Origin of the sequence: Nonomuraea sp. KM88 (assembly GCF_052245635.1) — a bacterium.
Lineage (GTDB): Bacteria > Actinomycetota > Actinomycetes > Streptosporangiales > Streptosporangiaceae > Nonomuraea.
Window position 1 is genome coordinate 138,294 of record NZ_JBQQCC010000008.1, and the last position, 20,538, is coordinate 158,831.

19 protein-coding genes are annotated in these 20,538 nt (G+C 72.0%); 11 read left to right on the top strand and 8 right to left on the bottom strand.

From position 1 onward, the window contains the following. Nucleotides 1-5 precede the first annotated feature (5 nt). The 4 genes from ACTWPV_RS24220 to ACTWPV_RS24235 all read right to left on the bottom strand — a co-directional run bounded on the left by ACTWPV_RS24220 (nt 6) and on the right by ACTWPV_RS24235 (nt 3,448). Nucleotides 6-1,682 (bottom strand): glycosyltransferase, encoded by a 1,677-nt coding sequence (locus ACTWPV_RS24220; protein ID WP_443153525.1) that lies wholly within the window; start codon nt 1,680-1,682, stop codon nt 6-8. A 162-nt stretch (nt 1,683-1,844) separates the two neighbouring features. Then, on the bottom strand, nt 1,845-2,216 hold the full coding sequence (locus ACTWPV_RS24225) for an arsenate reductase family protein (RefSeq protein ID WP_347647822.1): 372 nt from the start codon (nt 2,214-2,216) through the stop codon (nt 1,845-1,847). A 33-nt stretch (nt 2,217-2,249) separates the two neighbouring features. Continuing rightward, complete coding sequence (locus tag ACTWPV_RS24230) at nt 2,250-2,978, bottom strand: FHA domain-containing protein (RefSeq protein ID WP_347619813.1); 729 nt, start codon at nt 2,976-2,978, stop codon at nt 2,250-2,252. 44 nt (nt 2,979-3,022) lie between these two features. Then, the gene (locus ACTWPV_RS24235) at nt 3,023-3,448 is read right to left on the bottom strand and encodes a hypothetical protein (protein ID WP_443153526.1); all 426 of its coding nucleotides are present in this window, start codon (nt 3,446-3,448) and stop codon (nt 3,023-3,025) included. A gap of 121 nt (nt 3,449-3,569) precedes the next feature. Here ACTWPV_RS24235 and ACTWPV_RS24240 point away from each other — a divergent pair, with 121 nt between their 5' ends. Next, entirely contained in the window at nt 3,570-5,066 is a 1,497-nt protein-coding gene (locus ACTWPV_RS24240) for a serine/threonine-protein kinase (protein ID WP_443153527.1), read from the top strand. A 96-nt stretch (nt 5,067-5,162) separates the two neighbouring features. Here the strand turns inward: ACTWPV_RS24240 and ACTWPV_RS24245 are convergent, their stop codons facing one another. Next, the gene (locus ACTWPV_RS24245; RefSeq protein WP_443153528.1) at nt 5,163-5,501 is read right to left on the bottom strand and encodes a DUF3040 domain-containing protein; all 339 of its coding nucleotides are present in this window, start codon (nt 5,499-5,501) and stop codon (nt 5,163-5,165) included. Nucleotides 5,502-5,773: 272 nt separating this feature from the next. Between ACTWPV_RS24245 and ACTWPV_RS24250 the strand changes: the two genes are divergently transcribed. From ACTWPV_RS24250 to ACTWPV_RS24270, 5 genes are all read left to right on the top strand, one after another. Then, complete coding sequence (locus ACTWPV_RS24250) at nt 5,774-6,064, top strand: hypothetical protein (RefSeq protein ID WP_443153529.1); 291 nt, start codon at nt 5,774-5,776, stop codon at nt 6,062-6,064. A gap of 123 nt (nt 6,065-6,187) precedes the next feature. After that, nucleotides 6,188-7,261 (top strand): trypsin-like serine peptidase, encoded by a 1,074-nt coding sequence (locus tag ACTWPV_RS24255; RefSeq protein WP_443153530.1) that lies wholly within the window; start codon nt 6,188-6,190, stop codon nt 7,259-7,261. 127 nt (nt 7,262-7,388) lie between these two features. After that, on the top strand, nt 7,389-8,144 hold the full coding sequence (locus tag ACTWPV_RS24260; protein WP_443153531.1) for a S1 family peptidase: 756 nt from the start codon (nt 7,389-7,391) through the stop codon (nt 8,142-8,144). 209 nt (nt 8,145-8,353) lie between these two features. Next, nucleotides 8,354-9,157 carry an SAM-dependent methyltransferase gene (locus ACTWPV_RS24265; protein ID WP_443153532.1) on the top strand — a complete coding sequence of 268 codons (804 nt, stop codon included), beginning with the start codon at nt 8,354-8,356 and terminating at the stop codon, nt 9,155-9,157. A gap of 212 nt (nt 9,158-9,369) precedes the next feature. Next, a complete protein-coding gene (locus tag ACTWPV_RS24270) occupies nt 9,370-10,569 on the top strand; it encodes a DUF1266 domain-containing protein (RefSeq protein ID WP_443153533.1) in 1,200 nt (399 codons plus the stop codon). 86 nt (nt 10,570-10,655) lie between these two features. Here the strand turns inward: ACTWPV_RS24270 and ACTWPV_RS24275 are convergent, their stop codons facing one another. Next, the gene (locus tag ACTWPV_RS24275; protein ID WP_347647832.1) at nt 10,656-11,027 is read right to left on the bottom strand and encodes a cupin domain-containing protein; all 372 of its coding nucleotides are present in this window, start codon (nt 11,025-11,027) and stop codon (nt 10,656-10,658) included. A 303-nt stretch (nt 11,028-11,330) separates the two neighbouring features. Here ACTWPV_RS24275 and ACTWPV_RS24280 point away from each other — a divergent pair, with 303 nt between their 5' ends. Continuing rightward, entirely contained in the window at nt 11,331-14,438 is a 3,108-nt protein-coding gene (locus ACTWPV_RS24280) for an AfsR/SARP family transcriptional regulator (RefSeq protein ID WP_443153534.1), read from the top strand. 88 nt (nt 14,439-14,526) lie between these two features. Here ACTWPV_RS24280 and ACTWPV_RS24285 read toward each other — a convergent pair whose 3' ends face one another. Continuing rightward, complete coding sequence (locus ACTWPV_RS24285) at nt 14,527-15,537, bottom strand: helix-turn-helix transcriptional regulator (protein ID WP_347647834.1); 1,011 nt, start codon at nt 15,535-15,537, stop codon at nt 14,527-14,529. Nucleotides 15,538-15,671: 134 nt separating this feature from the next. On the opposite strand from ACTWPV_RS24285, the gene ACTWPV_RS24290 reads away from it, so the two are divergent. After that, on the top strand, nt 15,672-16,778 hold the full coding sequence (locus tag ACTWPV_RS24290) for a WD40/YVTN/BNR-like repeat-containing protein (RefSeq protein WP_443153535.1): 1,107 nt from the start codon (nt 15,672-15,674) through the stop codon (nt 16,776-16,778). 47 nt (nt 16,779-16,825) lie between these two features. Here ACTWPV_RS24290 and aztA read toward each other — a convergent pair whose 3' ends face one another. After that, a complete protein-coding gene (aztA, locus tag ACTWPV_RS24295; RefSeq protein WP_443153536.1) occupies nt 16,826-17,578 on the bottom strand; it encodes a zinc ABC transporter ATP-binding protein AztA in 753 nt (250 codons plus the stop codon). A gap of 51 nt (nt 17,579-17,629) precedes the next feature. On the opposite strand from aztA, the gene aztB reads away from it, so the two are divergent. The 3 genes from aztB to aztC are packed head-to-tail and all read left to right on the top strand — an operon-like array spanning nt 17,630 to nt 20,537. Continuing rightward, the gene (gene aztB / locus ACTWPV_RS24300; protein WP_443153537.1) at nt 17,630-18,472 is read left to right on the top strand and encodes a zinc ABC transporter permease AztB; all 843 of its coding nucleotides are present in this window, start codon (nt 17,630-17,632) and stop codon (nt 18,470-18,472) included. Then, nucleotides 18,469-19,626: an ABC transporter gene (locus ACTWPV_RS24305; protein WP_443153538.1), complete on the top strand. Its 1,158-nt coding sequence runs from the start codon at nt 18,469-18,471 to the stop codon at nt 19,624-19,626. The genes aztB and ACTWPV_RS24305 overlap by 4 nt, the downstream gene beginning before the upstream one ends. Next, nucleotides 19,623-20,537, top strand: coding sequence for a zinc ABC transporter substrate-binding protein AztC (gene aztC / locus ACTWPV_RS24310; protein WP_443153539.1), 915 nt, complete (start codon nt 19,623-19,625; stop codon nt 20,535-20,537). The genes ACTWPV_RS24305 and aztC overlap by 4 nt, the downstream gene beginning before the upstream one ends. Nucleotide 20,538: the final 1 nt, after the last annotated feature.

Below are 20,538 nucleotides of genomic sequence, written 5' to 3' on the forward strand. Positions count from 1 at the left end.
CCTGGTCAGCCGCGCAGCCGCTTGCCCAGGGCCCGTTTCACGGTGCCGGCCAGGGTGGTGCGCATGCCGCGCTGGGCCTTCTGGGCCGCGTGGAGCTCGCGGCGCAGCGTGCCGACCTCGCGGCGCAACTCCACGGTGCTCCTGCGCCAGCGCGCGGCCTCGTCCCGCCACTTGGTGACCTGCGCGCGCAGCCGCTCCGACTCCCTGGCCAGCCGAGCCGCCTCTGCCTTGGCCTGGAGCCTGGCCTTGTACGCGCTGCGCCGCCCGGGCAGCTCGCCGGGCTCGCGGGTGAAGCCGTGCTTGTCGCCCTCGACCCGCTGTACGCCCGACACGGCCTGCACGGCGGCGTCGAGCGGCTCTCCCTCCCGGGCGACGAGCCGGGCGCGGGCGAACGCGGACACGCGCTCCAGCCTGGCCGGCACCGCGTCGCCGGCCGGCTCGTCGAGCATCACCTCGATCAGGCCGAGCCCTTCGACGCGGGCCAGGTCGAGCAGCACGGCCACGCTGTCCTCGCCGGGCGCCCAGCCCGCCGGCAGGCGCAGCACGAACGGGACGCGCGGGTCGACCTCTTCCGCGGTCGCCAGGCGCACCCGGCTCTCGTGCTCGTAGTGGCCGTGAACCAGCACCAGGTCGAGGTTGGGGTCGTTGAGCGGGGCGCGGCGGTCGCGGTCGAGCGTGTCCCACGGGCCGACCACGACGACGGACAGGTCCACGACGGTCGACGCGAGCAGCGCGTCCACGCTGGCGCGGACGGCTTCGTACCCGGCCGTGCCGTCGACGACGGTGGTCACGTAGGGCACCTGCCACTCCCGCGCGGGGTGCGTGCGCAGCCACTGGTAGGCCGGGATGCGGTCGGCGACGAACGCGTGGCTGACCCGGTCGATGCTCTTCTGCTGCCGCATCCGCATGGTCGGCCCGAGGTGGTAGGCGCGGGCCCGCGGCTCGGGGACGAACACCGCTCCCGCCTGGTGGAGGCGGAAGCCCATCTCGGTGTCCTGGCCGACGATCAGGTCGTCGTCCATGGGCCCGGCCGCCTGGACGAGGCCGGCGTTGACCGAGGTGGCGCCGCCGACGTGGAGGCTGAACGGGCGCGGCGAGTTGGTGGTCAGCCCGTCGGTGCGCTCCACCAGGCCGACGAGCCAGGCGTGCGGCGCGGCCGGCTCGAACGCCGCCTCCAGGTCGTCGGGCAGCACCTCGGGCAGCGGGGCCTCGGTGAACCTGATGTAGCTGGTCACCGAGAGGTAGGGAGCGGTGTGGTGCCAGCGCATGTGAGCCTCGATCGCGCCCGGCGTCAGCACCACGTCGGAGTCGAGCCAGAAGATCACGTCGCCGGTGGCCTCGGCGAGCCCCGCGTTGCGGGCGCAGGCCCGGCCCGGCTTGTCGCAGACGGTCAGGCGGGCCGCCGTGCCCCCGGGCAGGCGCAGCGGGGGCGAGGTGCCGTTGTCGACGACGATGATCTCCGTCAGCGCGGCCGGGTACGTCTGCCGCGACAGGCCCTGTAACACCAGGTCGAGCTTGTCCTGGGCGCCGTAGGCCGGGATGATCACGCTGACCCGCAGCTCGGGGGTGAATTGCTCCTGCGGCTGCAGAACGCGGTAGTCGTTGCCGCGCACGCGCCGCACACCGCCGTCCGGCACCAGATCTTCCGGGGGGTGCGGGAGGCCGGGACGATTGTCGGACATGCGCGTGGTGCTCCTCTGACAGTCGGCTCGGGGTGGCGGACGGCGCATTACATTACGCCACCTTCCTGGCGAAACCCATCAGTCAGGATACTTTTCCACCGCATCGCCCCAGGTCGTTCCTGCCAGCAAGCTCACAGGAACCCCGCTCCCGGCGGAGCGCCGTCAGGCTTCGTCGCTTCGCCGTGTCACGGACCTCACGGCCTCTTCGGTACGCCCGATCACGGCGCTCCCGTCGTCGGCCGTGATGATCGGGCGCTGGATCAGGACAGGGTTCGCGGCCAGCGCGCCGATCCAGCGGTCACGGTCGCCGGGCTCGCGCGGCCACGAGGCCATGCCGAGCCGGTCGGCGACGGGCTCGCCCGTGCGGGTGATGTCCCACGGTTCGAGGCCGAGCCTGGCCAGCACCTCGCGGATCTCGCTCTCCGTCGGAGGATCGTCGAGATAGCGGCGCACGGTGTACGAGGCGGCCTCGGCGTCCAGGATCGACAGCGCCGAACGGCACTTGGAACAGGCGGGATTGATCCAGATCTCCATGGATCCGATGATCCCCCATCAGCCGCCCTTCGTTCAGCGGCGGGGCACAGGAAGCAGGGCGAGATGCTCGCTGGTCACCAGGTCGAACCTCAGGGCCAGCGAGACCAGCGCGTGGCGCTGCCAGTCGGCCTTCCCGTCGCCGCCCTGCGGGCTCTTGACGTGCAGTTTCTTCTCCGCCAGATAGCCGATGTGAAAGCCGATGGCGGTGCGGCTCAGACCCAGGTCGGGGAGCCGTTCGGCGATCTCGGGGATGGTCGGGATGCGCGAGGTCGACGGGTCGCGCAGGCGCGGCTCGCACAACGCCACGAGGATGCGGAAGTATTTGGCGTTCTGGTCGAGGGGGTAGGCCACCTGCGTGGCCGCGCCGCCGTCGGCGCCTCCCGGCGGCACGTGCACGTGCTGCGGCGCGAAGACCAGGAACGACACCGTGCCGTCGACCGCGGGCAGGCTCACCCGGGAGAACTCGAACGAGATCGGCGCCCCCACGCGTCCCGGCTGCACCTTCACGAACTCCCCGCCACCCTCGGGGTTCTCCACGACGTACGTCTTCGACGTGCTGAGGTTGGACAGCAGCCAGTAGTCCCCCACCGCGACGATCTTGCCGGCGCGGCGGGAGACCGCGGGATCGTCCAGCACGATGTCCACCGGCGAGCCCGGTGTGCCGCGCCCGAAGAACGCCTGCTCGCCCGGCCCGAGCTCCAGAGAGTACGGCCGGTCGTCGGTCGGCGTGGCCGCCATCTGGATCAGGATCGTGCTGTGCATCGGGGGGACCTTACTCGGGATCGGATGGGGGTGTCGAGGTCACGTCACTCAGGCAACGGCTTGCCGCCGGGGCCGCGGCAGGTGCGCAGGCCCGCGTCGGGCTCGTCGTTTCCGCCCCCGCGGAAATAGACCTCGTTCACGTAGCCCCACCGGTTGTTGTCGGCCATGGTGGCCGCCCACCAGTAGTTGTGGTAGCGGCCGAGCTCGTAGCGGGCGCCGACCTTCTCGCACAGATACCAGTCGTTGCCCGCCGGATTGATGTACCCGACGACCGTGCCCTTCTTCGCCGACTTGTAGACCGGGATGCTCCCGCTCGGCGACCAGTCAGGGCAGTTCTGGACCTTGTAGGTGCCGTGCTTGTACGCCTTGCCGCACGGGCTGCCGTCCCCAGCGGCCTGCGCGGCGGGTGCGACGGCGGCCAGGAGGCCCAGGGTGAAGACCCCCGCGATCGCGGCCCGTCGAACAATCATGGTGCATTCCTCCCCGTTTCGGTGTTGCAACCCGATCCTGGACGCCACCTCAGATCGGGTAAACCTGTCAGCTGCGAGGTGACGTGGACGAACCCCGTGCCCATCGGCCATGATGAGCCGAATGACGGCGCCATCCCACGCAGGTCGCTACCGGATCGAGCAGCTCATCGGCGTCGGGGGTTTCGCCTCCGTGCATCTGGCGCACGACGACGAGTTGCGCTCGCCCGTGGCGGTCAAGATCCTGGCGGACAACTGGGCCCGCAAGACCGACGTGCGCGAGCGCTTCCTGCAGGAGGCGCGCCTGCTGCGCAGGGCCGACTCCCACCTGCTGGTGCAGGTCTTCGACATCGGCGAACTCGACGACGGCCGGCCCTACTTCGTGATGACGTACGCCGACCGCGGCACCCTGGCGGAGCGCCTGGCCAGCCGCCCGCTCCCCGTCGACGAGGCGCTCGGCGTGATGCGGGACATCTGCCAGGGCGTGGCCGTGCTCCACAGCATCGGGGTCGTCCACCGCGATCTGAAGCCGTCGAACGTGCTGTTCTGCTCCCGTCCCGAGGGCGGTGAGCGGGTGATGGTAGCCGATCTCGGCATCGCGCGGTCGACCGACCATCTGAGCGGGCTGACACTGCCCGCGGGATCGCCCGGCTACCAGGCCCCCGAGCAGCTCTACTTCGACGGGGCTCCGGACGCGCGCGCCGACGTGCACGGGCTGGGCGCGCTGGCGTACCACATGCTCACCGGGAAGGTGCCCGCCAAGCCGGAGCACCGGGTGCCGCCCGGCGCGCTGAACTCCGAGGTGTCGGAGGTGGTCGACGTCGCGGTGATGCGGGCCCTGGATCCCGACCGGGAGGTCCGCTGGCCCGACGCCGCCGCGTTCGGCGCGGCCCTGAGGTCGTCCACCGTTCCCGAGCCCCTCCCCGTGCCCGCTCCGGCTGACGACGGCGAACCGCCCGAGGAGAAGGCGCACGAGGGCCCGCGGCGGCCGGGGCGGCGTACGGCGATCGTCGCCGGCACCGGAGTCGTCGTGGCCGCCGCGACCGTGACGGCCGTGGCGCTGACCGCGTCGCCGCCCGTCGATCCGCCACCCGAGCCGAGCACGACGGCCGGCTCGCCGGCCACGTCGTCCACCGCTTCGTCGACCGGCGACACGACCGGCGGCCACCTGCGCACCGGCTCCGACATCCCCGACGAATACCGCGGGCTGATCGTGCAGGCCGGCACCTACTGCGAGTTGCCCGGCCTGAGCCCGGCGCTCATCGCCGCGATGCTCAAGGCGGAGTCCGGTTTCGACCCCGACCTGTCCGACAAGGCCAACGACGAGTACGGCATCGCCCGGTGGACCCCCGCGGTGTTGTGGCACTGGCAGCCTGGAGGTCTCCAGCGTCCCGAGCCGTCACCGCCGTTCAGCCCCGAGCTGTCGATCGTCTCCATGGGGCGGTTCATGTGCCGGCTCGGCCCTCAGGTCACGAAGATCCCCGGCGATCCCGCGCTGAAGCTCGCCGCCCTCTACCGCAGCGGCGTCGCCCCGCTGAAGCAGGCGAACGGCGTGCCGCCGAAGTGGCGCGACTACACCACCAAGGTGGCCCGCTACATGCGCGACTACCAGCCCGCCTGACGCTCCACCCGCATGCGCCCGCCGGACGCTCCACCCGGCCTGCGCGGCCACGCCCGGCCTGGCGCCCGCCTGGCCGGGGCGCGCACCCGCTCACGGTCAGGGCGGGGCGGCGGGCTGCGGCGTTCCCGCGCGGGCGCCCGGCGGTGCGACCGGCTGGCCGGTGGCCATGCCGGGCCCGCCGATCCGGGACGGCGGCGGGGCCTGGCGAGTGCCCGCGGTGAGGATGACCAGCACGCACAGCCCGACAAGCACGACCACGGTGAGGAACACGCACACGACCTCGCACGCGGACACCTGGCAGGCGAACCGCTGCGGGCTCAGGCGGCACGGCGACGCGTTGAGCGCGTCGATGCGGTGCGCGAATGGAGGGTCCTCCCGGCGGAGCTCCTGCTCCATCTCGGCCAGGGCCCTTCGCTCCCAGTCCGACAGGCTCATGGTCGGCTATGGGGCCGGCGGCTGGTCGCCGGGCGTGAAGCTGGTCACATCGTTCTCCCTCGTCCTGCCAGGGGGGAACGGTCCTTCGCGCCGCCCCTGCCGGGGCGATGCTGGTCAGCCGCCGCGCTCCTACCCGGGGCGTTCGCCGCGAATCGCCCGTTACCGTTACCAGCCAGATCTCTTGCCATGTTTACGCCCGAGGGGCCAGGGCATGCCCGTGTTCGCCCAGCCCTGAGATCGCTGCCGGCTTCGTCCCGGCGGAAAGGAGTGGCGTGACTGTCCCGCACCGGCCACGCGAGGAATATCGCGGGCATACCGCCTGCACGCCTCCGCCCACCGGCCAGCTCTTCGAGATCGTCGTCCTGGACACCACGGGAGACGACGGCCACGCGCAATGGAACACGGTCGGCTGGGGGGTCGGCCGGGCCGACGCGGACGCGATCGCCAGGACTTACGTGACGCGGCAGCTCTGCCCGTACGAGGCGGTCCAGATCCGGCACAACGGGCGGCTGCTCGCCGAGCACCGGCGCTCACTCCAGGAGGCGGCGCACCGCGAGCGGTGACGCACGGTCTCGTGGCCGTTCCGTGCTGTAGCGCCGCCATATCAATCTGCGCATGCCTTGAGCGACATGGATGTCGCCATGCGTACCTCCAATCGGCAGATTCCGGTTTTCGGGAGGTACGTAATGCACCGCAGAGTCGCCCTGCTCTCCGCCGCCGCGGTCGTGACCGGCGTCCTGGCGCCCGCGGGAGCCGCGCAGGCCGGCGCCCTGAGCGGCCCTGACCGCGACGGGCCCGTCAGGTGGTCGGCCACGGACTCGTGGTCGGAACGCAGGACCGTCTCGCAGTACTGGACCCGGCAGCGCATGCTCGCGGCACAGCCGCTGTCGTCGCCCGCGCCGCGGCACACCGCCCGGTCGGAGCAGCCCTCCCGGGGCAACCCCTGGTCGGCCCGCGGCACCTCGGCCACCCGCGACAACCGCGGTTCGTGGACCACGCCCGGCTCCTCCACCACCCCGTCCCGTGACACGGGCGCCACCTCGGCCGTCAGGCGGCAGGCCGCGGTGCCCAACAGCCCCGGCCTGCGGTGGACCGACGCGGGCGCGGTGGTGCGCACCACCGGCCGGGTCTTCTTCACCACCGCCGACGGCCAGAACTCCTCCTGCTCCGGCACGGCCGTGACCAGCGCGAACGAGAGCGTGGTGATGACCGCGGGGCACTGCGTGAAGCTGAACGGCCAGTTCCACCGCAACTGGGCGTTCGTCCCGGCCTTCGATGAGGGGCAGCGGCCGTTCGGCACCTGGGTGGCCAGCAGGTTGCTGACCACCCAGCAGTGGAACGCGCGCGAGGACATCAATTTCGACGTCGGCGCCGCCGTGGTCGCGCCGCTGCAGGACCGGACGCTGACCGACGTCGTGGGCGGGCAGGGGGTGGCGTTCAACCAGCCGCGGATCCGGCAGATGTTCTCGTTCGGGTATCCGGCCGCGGAGCCGTTCGACGGCTCCGAGCTGATCTACTGCAGCGGGCGGTCGTTCAACGACACCGTCCAGACGCGCGACCTGGGGCTGCGCTGCAACATGACCGGGGGTGCCAGCGGCGGCCCGTGGTTCCAGGGGTTCGACGAGTCCACGGGGCTGGGCTGGCTGAACTCCGTCAACAGCTTCAAGTACAACTTCGCCCCGGACTTCATGTTCGGCCCGTTCTTCGGCGACGAGGCGATGGCCGTCTACCGCGCCGCCCAGAACACCAACGCGCTCTGAAGGGCGTTCCCGGCCTGGATCCGCTCCGGATCCGGGCCGGAAACGGCATGAGTAGATCTTTTTCCCTCATCTTCATGGAGAGGACAGGGGTGTTTATACTCATTTAATGCGTTTCGTCCTTTTTATCATGATTTTTGCTGTCCTGATGATGAGCCCTTCAGCGCCGGCAGCAGCCATCACCAACGGCGTCGCCGACGGAAACGCACACCCCGAAGTCGGCGCTCTCATCGCGAAGAAGGCGCACCCCGACGGCTCATGGGCCTACTGCACCGGTACGCTCATCGCGCCCACCGTCTTCCTCACCGCCGCCCACTGCGGGGAGCGCGGGCAGAAGACCGCCAGGGTCACCTTCGCCGACCGCTACCAGCCCGGGACCGCGTACTACACCGGGCGTTACGTGCCGGATCCCCGCTTCAAGGACGAATCAGCCCTGCACGACATGGCCGTGGTCCTCTTCGACAAGCCCATCCCGGGCATCAAGCCCGCCCAGCTCCCCCGCGAGGGGATGCTCGACGAGCTCGAAGTCGAGGGCAAGCTGCAGAAGTCGGCCTTCACCCCCGTCGGCTACGGCTCGCTGAACCCCACCAGGAAGAAGAAGGACGCCCCGCAGTTCCACTACCCGGACACCCGCAACCAGGCCACCATCTCCTTCAAGAACCTCTCGCGCCGGTGGCTCGACCTGTCACTGAAGGCCGAAGGCGACGGCAGCACGTGCTTCGGTGACTCCGGCGGCCCGAACTTCCTCGGCGGTCCCGAGTCGCACCTCCTCGTCGCCACCTCGATCAGCGGCGCCGACGACGCCTGCCGTGGCACCAACTACGACTACCGCCTGGACACCCCCACGGCCCGGAGCTTCCTCGACGAGTACGTCACCCTCCCGTAGCGCCACCCCAGCCCTGCCAGGACCCTGCACCGGTACGACACGACCGCCACACGGGGCGCCGTGGCCGCGGCGCCCCGTGACCGTCGGCGAACGATCGCACCATCCGGGGTCTTTGGCGGGTTCGGTGTCGAATGACGCCTTCTTTACACCCCGACCTGCTCTACTGCGCTAACTTGAGTAAGAAATGATCTACCGTGGAGGTCGGGGAAATGGTGGAGCAGAGGCCTAACGCACCGACGAGCATCGACGTCACCAGGCCGAGCGTCGCCCGGATGTATGACTACTACCTCGGAGGAAAGGACAACTTCGAGATCGACCGGGAGGCCGTGCGGCAGGTCGAGAAGGCGATGCCCGAGATCCGCCAGCTCGCCCAGGAGAACCGCGCTTTCCTGCGCCGCGCCGTGCGCTACATGGCCCGCAACGGCATCCGGCAGTTCATCGACATCGGCTCCGGCCTGCCGACCGTGGGCAACACCCACCAGATCGCCCAGGAGATCGCCCCCGACTCCCGCGTGGTCTACGTCGACAACGACCCGGTGGTGCTGCAGCACGGCCGCGCGCTCCTGGCCACCGACGACAACACCAGCGTGGCCGCCGCCGACATGCGCCGCCCCGCCGACGTGTTCGGCCACCCCGAGACGGTCAAGCTCATCGACTTCAACGAGCCGGTCGGCGTCCTCATGATCGCCATGGTGCACTTCCTCACCCTGGACGAACGCGGCCCTATCATGCGCCAGCTGCACGACGCCCTGCCGGCCGGCAGCCACCTCACGGCCACCCACGTCACCACCGAGGCCCACTCGCCGGAGGCGGTCGCCCAGATCGAGGCCGTCTACGCCAGGACGCCGACGCCGATCTTCTTCCGCGGGCACGGGGAGATCGCCCGCTTCTTCGACGGCTTCGACCTGGTCGAGCCCGGGCTGGTGACCATCGACAACTGGCACCCGGACCCCTCCGACCCTGCCCCGCAGGCCACGAAGTGGCTCTACGGCGGCGTCGGCCGAAAGGCCTGACGCCCTCCGGGCCCCCGCGGCGACCCGGAGGGGCGCCACCGCCGTCTATGACCTGAGCAGCGGAGACGTGGCCGAGCTGATGCGCTCGGCACGCCGGATCCTCACCGACGTGATCGCCGGGCAGGACGAGCTGCCGGCCGAGCTCCGGAACACCGAGAGGGACCTGTGATTTCGCCCCTTTACGTGGAGTTTGTTCACTAAGGTCAGCCTCCATGGAAATGCCGATCAACAACCCGCAGGGCCAGGGGCCGCCCTGGGTGCCGCCGACCGACGTCGAGCGAGCACTGTTCGAAGCCAAGTCGCGCGGTGACTGGGACGCGTACGTGAGTGTCCTGCTGGGCGTCGACACGTTCTCCTACAAGCCTAAAGACCGCGTCGACAGCCGCAAGCTGGTCGTCAACTGGCTGACGGAGCAGGGGCCCGAGGGCAAGGACTGCCTGGTCGTCTACACCCGGGGCGAGCTGCCCCCGAGACGGCACGACGCCGTCGCCTGCGAGGTCGGCCTGCCCTTCCCTCCCGAGGAGTGGTGGGGCGGCGAGCTGCAGGGGCTGCTGGTCAACCCGGGGAGCCCGTCGGGTGCGTACTTCAACGACGCCAAGCGCCAACGCCGGCACTGGAAGTCGCTCAAGAAGAGCGTCCCGAAGCGCGGGCACGACGCCGACCAGCTGCTCACCAGGTACACCGGCCCCCTGCACGGGCCGCTGGCCCACGGGCTGGCCTGCGGCGGGCACCTCGCGGTGCACAACGGGGTCATCTGGAACGAGATCGGCGACGTCTACACCCACTACGAGGGCGACGTCGAGACCCTGCGCGAGTCCTGGGGCGTCACCGACCGCGGCGGCTGGCACACGCAGGTCACCGCCCTGCTGGAGGGACGCAACAGCCCGGTCGAGCCGGAGTTCCTGCTCCAGGTGAGAAGCGATCTGGCCCGGCAGTACCCGGGCTCGCACCGCGACCCGTCGATGTGGCAGCAGGCGGCGGCCGGCGTGCTCGCCCAGAAGGGCATGGGCCCGCCCGGCATCGACGCCATGATGCAGCTGATCGGGCGGATCGCCCGCTACGAGGACCGGTTCCGCGCCGACGGCATCCTGCCGCCCGACGGGTACGTGACCTCGGCACTCGGCTACGACTTCGGCCGGGCGGTGAACTTCGCGCGCTGGGGGCTGAGTGCCCGCTTCGCCGAGCCGTTCGAGGTGGAGCAGGTCGTGACCAAGGCCGGCGAGCTGACCCGGCAGGTGTACGAGACGTGGGAGTCGTTCTCCGCCGGCTACGTCCTGGGTCGGGTGCTGCGCTTCGACGACGAGGCGTTCGGCCACATGTACGGCTCCGCGCTCACCCCGCACCGCATCCTCACCCAGGATCCCGGCAGCCCCTGGCGGAACATCCCGTTCGCTCTCGACGCCCCCCGGTAGGCCCCCTCCGCCGACCCGACAGGGCAACGAGCCCATCCCATGAACGCCGGACGCTCGCGGGTGGCAGCCCGGGAGGGGCGGCGGGGTCAGGCGGCGTGCTCGGCCCGGTCGGCCTCCTCCTTGGTCCTGTGCACGGCCCCGTCGGCGTGTTCCGGCGGGCCGTACACGGTGTAGAGGACCAGCGGGTTCACGCCGGTGTTGACGAAGTTGTGCCGGGTCCCGGCGGGGACGGCGACCAGGTCGCCCTGCCGTACCTCCCTGGTCTCGCCGCCCACCCGGGCCTCGCCCACGCCGGAGACGAACGTCAGGATCTGGTCGATGCCCTCGTGGACCTCGTCGCCGATCTCGCCGCCCGGCGGGATGGTCATGATCACCAGCTGGCTCTTCTCCCCCGTCCACAACACGCGGCGGAAGTCGGCGCTCTCCTCGGCAACGGTCGCGATGGTGAAATGGTGCACGGTCAGCTCCTGCTCCAGGGTTCGTACGGGCTTTCCTCCTGCCTGATCGCAGGGCCAGGTAAACCTCCTCGCCCGGAATCGCCCTCTCACCTGAGCGCGTCCAACCGGCACGGTCACCGGTGACCGCCACCCGGGCCTCCTCGGGATCCGGCCTTGTTCATGCCTCCCTGTTACGTAACTGGTACGCCATGTCAGGCCGAGGTGCGAGGCTAAGGGCCCGGGCTTTAGGGGTGATTTCGAACCGATTCATGATGGCCCGGCCGCTAGGGGGAGACGGCAATCGAACGGTCGACGGGGGATGACATGACAACACAGATGGAATTCCGGATCCTCGGGCCTCTGGAGGCGAGCTGCCTGGGGCGTCCGGTCAAGCTGGGCGGCCCGCGGCCGCGCTCGCTGCTCGCCGCCCTGCTGCTGGACGCCGGGCGGATCGTGCCGCTCGACCGGCTGGTGACGGCGATCTGGGGGGATCGCCTGCCCGGCTCGGCGCGCAACCAGGTCGCGATCCACGTACACACGCTGCGCAAGGCGGTCAGGGCCGCCGGCCGGGACGCGGAGCTGATCGCCACCGAGCGGGTCGGCTACCGCCTGCTCACCGACGACGTATGGCTGGACGCGCACGAGGCGCGGCAGCAGGCCGCCGCCGCCCGGCGGGCGAGCCGGCCGGAGGAGGCGTCGGCCACGCTGGCACGGGCGCTCGACCTGTGGCGCGGCCCGGTGCTGGCCGAGATCGACACCACCGAGATCGCCGCCGCCGCCCGCGGCCTGGAGAACGCCCGGCTCGACATCGCCGAGGAGTGGGCCGACGCGGAGCTGGCCTGCGGCCGTCCCCGCGAGGCCGTGGCCCGGCTGGCCGGGCTGGTGGAGGAGCACCCGCTGCGCGAAGGGCTGCGCGAGCGGCTGATGCTGGCGCTGTGGCGTTCGGGACGGCAGGCCGACGCGCTGGAAAGCTACCAGCAGGGGCGCCGGCACCTGCTGGACGAGCTCGGTCTGGAGCCGGGACAGGCTCTGCGGGACCTCCAGCAGGCGATCCTGGCAGGACCGCCCCCTGCCGGCACAGCGCACGAGGACCCACCCGCGCCGCCGCCCAGCACGCCCGCCGTCCCAACCGGCACGCCATCCGTACCGACGTCCACCACTCCGTCCGGTCCACCGGGCCGGTCCATCGCACCACCCGGAGGGTCGACCGCGCAGCCCGGCACATCCACCGCGCCACCCGGCGCGTCCACCGCGCAGCCGGGCGCGTCCGGTGCTCAGGTGGACCAGCCCGTTGCGTTGGTGGGGGTACGTCCGGCCCAGTTGCCGCCGGCTGTGTCGGCGTTCGTGGGCCGTACGCCGCAGATCCGGATGCTCGACGGGTTGACGCGGCCGCAGCGGGACGGCCTGCCGGTGGCCGTGATCAGCGGCGCCCCTGGGGTGGGCAAGACCTCGCTCGCCCTGCGGTGGGCCCATGAGGTGGCCGGGCGGTTCCCCGACGGTCAGTTGTTCACGAACCTGCACGGCTACGACCGGGACAGGAGGTCGGCGGAGCCGTCGGCCGTCCTGGAGCGTTTCCTGCGCGCGCTCGGGGTGCCGGGGACGGCGGTTCCACCCGCGCTGGAGGAGCGGACCGCGCTGTTCCGCAGCACCCTGGACGGCAAGCGGGTGCTGGTCCTGCTGGACAACGCCGAGTCGGCCGCGCAGGTGCGCCCGCTGCTGCCCGGCACGCCGGACTGCTGCGTGATCATCACCGGGCGGCGCCGGTTGGAGGGGTTGGCCGTGAGCCACGGCGCGCTGCAGGTGCCGTTGGACGTCCTGAGCGAGCAGGAGTCGGTCGAGTTGCTCGAACGCGTGGTGGGAGCCGAGCGGGTGTCGGCCGAGCACGAGGCGGCGACCCGGCTGGCGACACTGTGCGACAGGTCACCGCTGCCGCTGCGCATCGCGGCGGCGAAGCTGACGGCGAGGCCGCGGTGGTCGCTCTCCGAGATGGCCGAGCGGCTGGCCGACGAGCACCACCGGCTGGACCAGCTCAGCCGGGGCGACTTCGAGGTCAGGGCGAGCATCGAGCTGTCCTGCCGCGAGCTGTCGGAGCGCGCCGCCCTGGCCTTCCGCTGGCTCGCGATGGTGGAAACCCCGGGCGGGTTCGCGCCCTGGCTGGCGGCGGCGCTGCTGGACACGTCGGTCCAGGACGCGGAACTGCTGCTCGAACAGCTGGTCGACACCCAGTTGCTGCAACCGCTCGGTAGTGACGGGGCCGGTCAGCCGCGTTACCGCTTCCACGATCTGATCCGCCTGTTCGCCCGCGAGCAGGCCTCGGCTGGGCCGCCGGGCGCAGCATCGGCCGCGCTGTGCCGGGCTTTCGGCGGGCTGCTCGGTCTGGCGGAGAAGGCGCGCGACCTGCGTTACGGCCACCAGTACAGCAGGGTTCCGCGCGGCGACGCGCCGCGCTGGCTGCCCGGCGAGGCGGCTCAGGCGGTGTTGCTGAGCGACCCGCTGGCGTGGCTGGAGAGCGAGCGGCTGACGCTCGTCGCCGCGGTGTCGCAGTGCGCCGAGCTGGGGCTCGCCGACCTGAGCCGCGACCTGGTGGCCAGCTACGTGCACCTGTTCGAGTGTCGCGCCTATTTCACCGACTGGCAGGCGGTGGCGACCAGGGCCTTCGAGGCCTGCCGTGCCGCCTCCCACCTGCCGGGCCAGGCCGCCATGCTCTACTCCATCGGCTCGCTCAACCTCGTCCTGCGGCGGCTGCCGCAGGCCACCGGGTTCCTGCGCGCGGCGCTCGGCCTGTTCGAGCGGCTCGCGGACGTGCCCGGCCAGGCCATCGTGCTCCGTCACCTCGGCACCGTCCATCTCTTCCAGGGCGACCTGGGTAGGAGCAGGGCGGAGCTCGAACGCGCGCTGGAGCTGTTCGAGCAGGTCGGCGACGCCATGTCGCTGGCGCACGGGCTGGGTTTCCTCTCGCACATCCACATGCTCGAAGGCCGGCTGGAGGAGGCCGCGCGGCTGCTGGATCGTGCGCTGGTCATCAACACGAACCGGGCCCTGTCGCAGGCGCAGCTGCTCAAGCGCAGAGCGGAGGTCCGCCGCCGCCAGGGCCTGCACGCCGAGGCCGTCAGGGACGGCGAGCAGGCCCTGGCCATCACCATCGACCTGAACGACCTGGTGGGCCAGGCGTACGCGCTGCACGCGCTGGGCGAGGCGCGGCTCGACCGTGGGGAGCTGGTCGCGGCCACCGCCGACCTGCACAGAGCGTTGGGGATCGCCCGCCAGGTGGGTGACAGGCTGATCGAGGGCCGCGTTCTCCTCGCGCTCGGCCAGCTCGAAGGCGAGGAGAGCATCGGCTGCTTCCGGCAGGCCGCAGACATCTTCGCCGGCATCGGCGCCACGGGCTGGCACGAGCAGGCCGTCAAGGCGGCGCTCGCCGTGACCGCCTGAGCGCAGAAGGGGACGGCGGCGGGCCCAGCCGGGTCGCGGGCGGCTGGAGCCATGCCATGGACGAACTGCCGGGCCTCGGGCGGTGGCCCTAGCCGGGTCGGGGCCCGTCCTCGCCCCACCAGCCGCGGCGGGCGGCGAGCAGCCCGGCCTGGAAGCGGGTGCGCGCGCCGAGCCGCTCCATCATCTCGCTGACCCGCCGGTGCACCGTACGCAGGCTCACGCCGAGCTGGCGCGCCACGGCCTCGTCCTTGAGCCCGGCCGCCAGCAGCGTGAACAGCTCGGGGTCGGGAAGGTCGGCCGGGCCGCCGGACGGCGCGTCGAGCGGTCTGGCCGGCAGCGGCAGCGCCGACCTCCACAACACCTCGAACAGGGCGACCAGCGCGTCGAGCAGCGTCGAGGAGTGCACGATGACCGCGCTGTCGGCATGGGCGGACTCGTCGGTGCTCAGCGGCAGGATCGCGATCCGCCGGTCGGCGATGGCCAGCTTCATCGGCACCTCGGGGCTGACCCTGGCCTGCTCGCCCGCGGCCACCGACTCCTGGGCGAGGCGCAGCTTGCCGGGGATCTCCAGGGCGGAGGCGTCGTAGATGCCGCGCACCTGCAGGCCGTACGCGAGGCGCTCCATCTCGGCGACGTTCTGCTCGCTGGGATCCTGCGCGTACGGTGGCCGGTCCAGCACCAGGATCTCCCCGGTCGCTGCCTGCTGGAGCTGCGTGAACCGCTGGACCACGGCCGCCCGGCCCTGGACGACCTCGACGAGTTCCTCGGGCGAGTGGTTCTCCGTGCGCGGGGTCTCGGCGAGCATCGCCAGCGCCGCCAGCCGCGCCTGCGCCAGCCCTTCCTCCCTGCGCGAGATGAGGGCGGAGACCGCCACGTCCGGCCGGGTCGCCAGGAACCGGACCGGTCGCCCCGCCATGCGGCTGACCAGACCCAGCGCCTCCAGCCGGGCGAACGCGCGGCGCAGGGCCACCGTGGTGCGCCCGGTGTGCGCGGCCAGCTCGTGCAGCGTCGCGCGCGGCCGGCGCAGCAGATCACGGTATATTTGCTCGTCCTCGGCGTCGACGCCGACCGCCGCGAGTGCGTTGTCATGCGGGTCCACGATCCACAAGCATGTCATATTCATGAAATGTCGCAAAGCTGCCAACCGCTGAGCTGGCCTCGGCGATCCGCTTCCCGGTAGGACGGACATGGACCTGTTGATGTTTCGCACCCATGCCTGCCAGGGAGGCAGCTTTGAAGAAGGCTTTCGCCATCGGGTTGACGGCCGCGCTCGCGGTCGTGTCGGCCCCGACGCCCGCGTCCGCTGACGGTTTCGGCCGCTGGCACCAGCCCTCCTGCGAGACGGTCACCGGCGACGGCACGGTGACGTACACGCGGGACGAAGGCAAGACCATCACACCGACCAGCAAGACGTTGGAGCCGGTCGTCTACACCAACGGCCTGGTCACCCTCGACCGCCCTGACACGTTGCTCTCCTTGGCCAACAACCAGTTGTCGCGCTCCTCGGACGCCGGCTGCACGTGGGAACCCGTGGGCGAGGTGGCGGGCTCGAACCTCGAGCTGACCGCGGCCCGCGGCGACCGGGCCTACGCGTGGGACCGCGAGGGCCACCTCTCGCTCGCCACGACCGACGGGGTCACGCCGCTGACCTCGCCGGCCGACAGGCTGGCCGGGCTCGGCACCCACCGCCGCCACGGCGACCAGCTGCGGGTGGCCGACGGCGACGGGCAGTTGCACGAGTCGCGCGACGGCGGGCGCACGTGGCAGCCCATCGGCGTGCCCGCCTGGGAGAAGGACGAGCTGCGCAGCGTCTACACGGCGGTGTTCGACCCGCACAACCTCAACCACGTCGTGCTGGGCGCGTCGAACACCGGGGTGCGCGTCACCACCAACGGCGGGCGCACCTGGACGACGGCGAAAGGGCTGAGCGCGTCCGGCGGGAAGGTCAACGTGTTCAGCGCCGCGATCTCGCCCACCTCGCCGAACGTCGTGTACGTGATGGGGCTCGACCTCGACGAGCTGCACGCGGGCGCGCCGTCCGGCGGCCGGCACATCTACCGCTCGATGGACGGAGGCCGCCGCTTCGTCCCCGTCGTGGACCAGGGCAACGGCATCACGATCCCCAACGGGCCGCTGCTCGCCGCCCACCCGAAGGACCCGGGCGTGCTCTATTTCGTGTGGGGCACCGGCTGGTCCTCCCTCGGCACCGACATCTACCGGTACGACTTCTGGCGCGACAACGTCACCATCCGGCACAACGCCTACGACCGGGTCACCTCGATCGCCTTCAACCCCGCCGACTCCAGCGTGATGTACCTGGGGGTGGCCGAAGAGGTCTGACCGCCCCGCGAGAGAGACCGGCGCACCTTTCCGCCGCGCGCCTCCCGTCACCCTTCCGGTTCCAGGGTGGCGGGAGGCGCTGTCACGGCGCCCACAGGCTGTGGATGAGAGCCGCCGAACACCTCCCGCAGCGCCTCCGGCGTCAGGACCTCGCCGGGAGGGCCCTGCGCCACCAGCCGGCCACCGTCGAGGAGGAGGCAGTGGCCGGCTCTCATGGCCGCGGCCAGGTCATGGGTGACGTGGACCACCGTGACACCGCCCGCGCTCTCCTCGTCGACGACGCCGCCGATGAGACGGCCGGCCTCCACGTCGAGCCCCGTCGCCGGCTCGTCGAGCAGGAGCAGCCCCGGCTCCTGGGCCAGCCCTTGGGCGACCAGCGCCCGCTGGCGCTGCCCTCCCGACAGCGCGCCCAGCTGCCGCCCGGCCAGGTCGAGGATGCCCAGGCGAGACATGCAGGCGTCGACCACCGCCCAGTCGGCCGCCGTCAGCCGCCTCCACGGCCCGCGTAGCGCCCAGCGACCCATCGCCACCGCGTCGCGGACCGTGAGCGGCAGGGCGTCCGGCACCGCGCTGCGCTGAACCACGTATCCCGGGCGCCGCCGGTCGCGCTCGATCCGCCCGCGTGCCGGTCTGATGACGCCGGCGAGCACGCCGAGCAGCGTGGACTTACCCGAGCCGTTCGGGCCGACGACGGCCGTCACCGCCGAGGCGGGCAGTCCGGCCGAGATCCCGCGCAGCACCGTCCTGCGGCCGAATCCGGCCACGACGTCATGGATGGCGACCGCATCGCCGAGCTTCATGGCCAACCTCCACTTGAAAACGACAACGGTTTTCATTGTAGTGTGGCTGTCATGGATTGGCTGCTTGATCCCTTCCAGGTGTCATTTGTCCGGCAGGCGCTCTGGGCGGGCGTCCTCGTCTCCCTCATCTGCGCGATCGCCGGGACCTGGGTCGTGCTGCGCGGCATGGCCTTCCTCGGCGACGCGATGTCCCACGGGATGCTCCTGGGCGTGGCGCTCGCGTCCCTGACGGGGGTGAACGTGCTCGTCGGCGGGCTGCTCAGCGCCGCCGGGATGGCGTTGGGCGTGAGCGTGCTCGGCAGGTCGCCGCGGCTGTCCCAGGACACCGGCATCGGCCTGCTCTTCGCCGGGATGCTGGCGCTGGGCGTGATCGTCGTCTCCCACTCCCGGTCGTTCGCCGTCGACCTGACCGCGTTCCTGTTCGGTGACGTGCTCGCGGTCCGCGGGGACGACCTCGCGGGCCTGGGCGTCGCGCTCGCGGTCACCGTCGTGGTGGCGGCGCTCGGCCACCGGGCGTTCGTCGCGCTCGCGTTCGACCCCCGCAAGGCCCACACGCTCGGCCTGCGCCCGCGGGCGGCTCAGGTGCTGCTGGTCGGGTTGGTCACGGTCGCCATCGTCGCCTCGTTCCACATCGTCGGCACCCTGCTGGTCTTCGGGCTGCTCATCGCGCCGGCCGCCGCCGCCGCGCTGTGGGCGCGGGCCATCCCGAAGATCATGCTCGGGGCGGCGCTGCTCGGGATCGTCTCGACCGTGGCCGGGCTCGTCGTCTCCTGGCATGCGGCGACGGCGGCGGGCGCCACCATCGCCGCCGTCGCCGTGGCGCTGTTCTTCGTCTCCGCGGCGGCCGGCCTGCTGAGACACCGCCTCGCGGCCCGTACGGGAGCGCCGTCATGAGGGCCGCCGTCGCCGCGTCGCTCGCCGGGCTGCTCCTGCTGGCCGGGTGCGGGCGGCAACCGCAGCAGAGCACGGCCGCCCGCGCCCCGCACGGGTACGTCGCGGGCGCCGAGGAGATGCCGGAGCCCCAGTCGCGGCTGCTGCTGGCCGGTGACCGGGCGGGCGCCGTGCGCGTGCTCGACCTGCTCACCGGCAAGGTGTCACCGGTCGCCGACGTCGAGCAGGTCGAGAGCGTGACCGGCGACGGCCGCTTCGCCTACCTCACCACCGCCACGGGCGGGCTCCGGGTGATCGACACCGGCGCGTGGACCGTCGACCACGGCGACCACGTGCACTACTACCGGGCGGCGCCCCGCGACCTCGGCACGCTGCGCGGGCGGCCCCCGTACACCATCGCCGGCGACGCCGCCGTGACCGCCGTGCGCTCCTCCGACGGCACGGTCATGCTGCTCGACCGCGCCCGCATGGAGAAGGGCACGCTGGCGGAGACCGCCAGATTCACGGCCGCCGCCGCGGTGCCGTACGCGGAGCACGTGATCGTGGCCGATGGCGGCGAGGTGCGGCTCGTGACGCGGGCCGGCGAGCCGGGCCAGGCCATCGGCGCCTGCGCGGACGCGGCGGGAACGGCGGTGACCAGGCGCGGCGTCATCATCGGCTGCGCCGGCGGCGCCGTGCTCGTCACCGAGGACGACGGCGCGTTCGAGATCGTGCGGATCCCCTACCCGCGCGTGCCGTCCGCCGGCCGGCGGGCCACGGAGTTCCGGCACCGGCCTGGCAGCACGATCCTGGCGGCCAGGGCCGGCGACGCGGGCGTGTGGGTGCTCGACGTCACCGCCAGGACGTGGCGGCGGATCAGGACCGGGCCCGCCGTGGCGGTCAACGCCGCGGGGGACGGGATGCCGGTCCTGGTCCTGACAGGTGACGGCACGCTGCGCGCGTACGACCCGGGCTCCGGGAAGGAACAGGCCGGCACGATGGTGCTCCGCACGCCGCTGACCGGCGCGCCGTCCATCGAGGTCGACGCCGCCCGCGCGTACGTCAACGACCCGGCGGGCCGGGCCGTGCACGAGATCGACTACAACGACGGCCTCAGGCACGCCCGCACGTTCGAGCCCGGCTTCGCGCCCGCGCACATGACGGAGACCGGGCGATGAGGGCGCGCAGGGCCGCCTGCGCCGCGGCGGCCGTCGTGCTGGCGGCGCTGGCCGGATGCGCCGGCCAGGACGCGCGGGGGCCCCAGGTGGTCGTCACCACCAACATCCTCGGCGACGTCACCCGCGCCGTCGCCGGCGGCGAGGCCGAGGTGACCGTGCTGATGAAGCCCGACTCCGACCCGCACTCGTTCGGCGTCTCGGCCCAGGAGGCCGCGCTGATCGAACGCGCGGACCTCGTGGTCCACAACGGGCTCGGCCTGGAGGAGGGCGTCCTGCGGAACGTACGGGCCGCCGCGGACGCCGGCCTGCCCACGCTGGCCGTCGCCGAGGGCGTCGAACCCCTCCGCTTCGCCGGCGACGAGAGCGCCGGGCAGCTCGACCCCCACTTCTGGACCGACCCGCGGCGCATGGCCAGGGCCGTCGACCTGATCGCCGAGCAGGTCATCGCGCACGTGGACGGCGCCGATCCGGCCGCCGTGCGGGCCGCCGCCGACGCTTACCGCGAGCGGGTCGAGCGGCTGGACGCCTGGGTGGCGGAGCAGGTCGCGACCGTCCCTCCCGCCGCGCGCAAGCTGGTCACCAACCACCATGTCTTCGGCTATTTCGCGCAGCGCTACGGCTTCGAGGTCGTCGGCGCGGTGATCCCCAGCGGCACCACCCTGGCCTCCCCGAGCGCCTCGGACCTGCAGTCGCTGAAGGTCGCCGTCCAGCGCACGAAGGTGAACGCGATCTTCGCGGACTCCTCCCAGCCCGACCGGCTCGCCCAGGTGCTCGCCTCCGAGGCCGGCGTGCGGGTAAAGGTCGTCCCCCTGTTCTCGGAGTCGCTGAGCAGCACGGCGGGCGCCACCACCTACCTCGACATGGTCCGCACCAACACGAAAGCCATCGTCGACGGCCTCAACGGCCGCTGAA

Bases quoted from the DNA above. Each gene is read 5' to 3' on its own strand.
- ACTWPV_RS24220 (WP_443153525.1), bottom strand. From the start codon at position 1,682: ATGTCCGACAATCGTCCCGGCCTCCCGCACCCCCCGGAAGATCTGGTG.
- ACTWPV_RS24225 (WP_347647822.1), bottom strand. From the start codon at position 2,216: ATGGAGATCTGGATCAATCCCGCCTGTTCCAAGTGCCGTTCGGCGCTG.
- ACTWPV_RS24230 (WP_347619813.1), bottom strand. From the start codon at position 2,978: ATGCACAGCACGATCCTGATCCAGATGGCGGCCACGCCGACCGACGAC.
- ACTWPV_RS24235 (WP_443153526.1), bottom strand. From the start codon at position 3,448: ATGATTGTTCGACGGGCCGCGATCGCGGGGGTCTTCACCCTGGGCCTC.
- ACTWPV_RS24240 (WP_443153527.1), top strand. From the start codon at position 3,570: ATGACGGCGCCATCCCACGCAGGTCGCTACCGGATCGAGCAGCTCATC.
- ACTWPV_RS24245 (WP_443153528.1), bottom strand. From the start codon at position 5,501: ATGAGCCTGTCGGACTGGGAGCGAAGGGCCCTGGCCGAGATGGAGCAG.
- ACTWPV_RS24255 (WP_443153530.1), top strand. From the start codon at position 6,188: ATGCACCGCAGAGTCGCCCTGCTCTCCGCCGCCGCGGTCGTGACCGGC.
- ACTWPV_RS24260 (WP_443153531.1), top strand. From the start codon at position 7,389: ATGATTTTTGCTGTCCTGATGATGAGCCCTTCAGCGCCGGCAGCAGCC.
- ACTWPV_RS24265 (WP_443153532.1), top strand. From the start codon at position 8,354: ATGGTGGAGCAGAGGCCTAACGCACCGACGAGCATCGACGTCACCAGG.
- ACTWPV_RS24270 (WP_443153533.1), top strand. From the start codon at position 9,370: ATGGAAATGCCGATCAACAACCCGCAGGGCCAGGGGCCGCCCTGGGTG.
- ACTWPV_RS24280 (WP_443153534.1), top strand. From the start codon at position 11,331: ATGACAACACAGATGGAATTCCGGATCCTCGGGCCTCTGGAGGCGAGC.
- aztA (WP_443153536.1), bottom strand. From the start codon at position 17,578: ATGAAGCTCGGCGATGCGGTCGCCATCCATGACGTCGTGGCCGGATTC.
- aztB (WP_443153537.1), top strand. From the start codon at position 17,630: ATGGATTGGCTGCTTGATCCCTTCCAGGTGTCATTTGTCCGGCAGGCG.
- ACTWPV_RS24305 (WP_443153538.1), top strand. From the start codon at position 18,469: ATGAGGGCCGCCGTCGCCGCGTCGCTCGCCGGGCTGCTCCTGCTGGCC.
- aztC (WP_443153539.1), top strand. From the start codon at position 19,623: ATGAGGGCGCGCAGGGCCGCCTGCGCCGCGGCGGCCGTCGTGCTGGCG.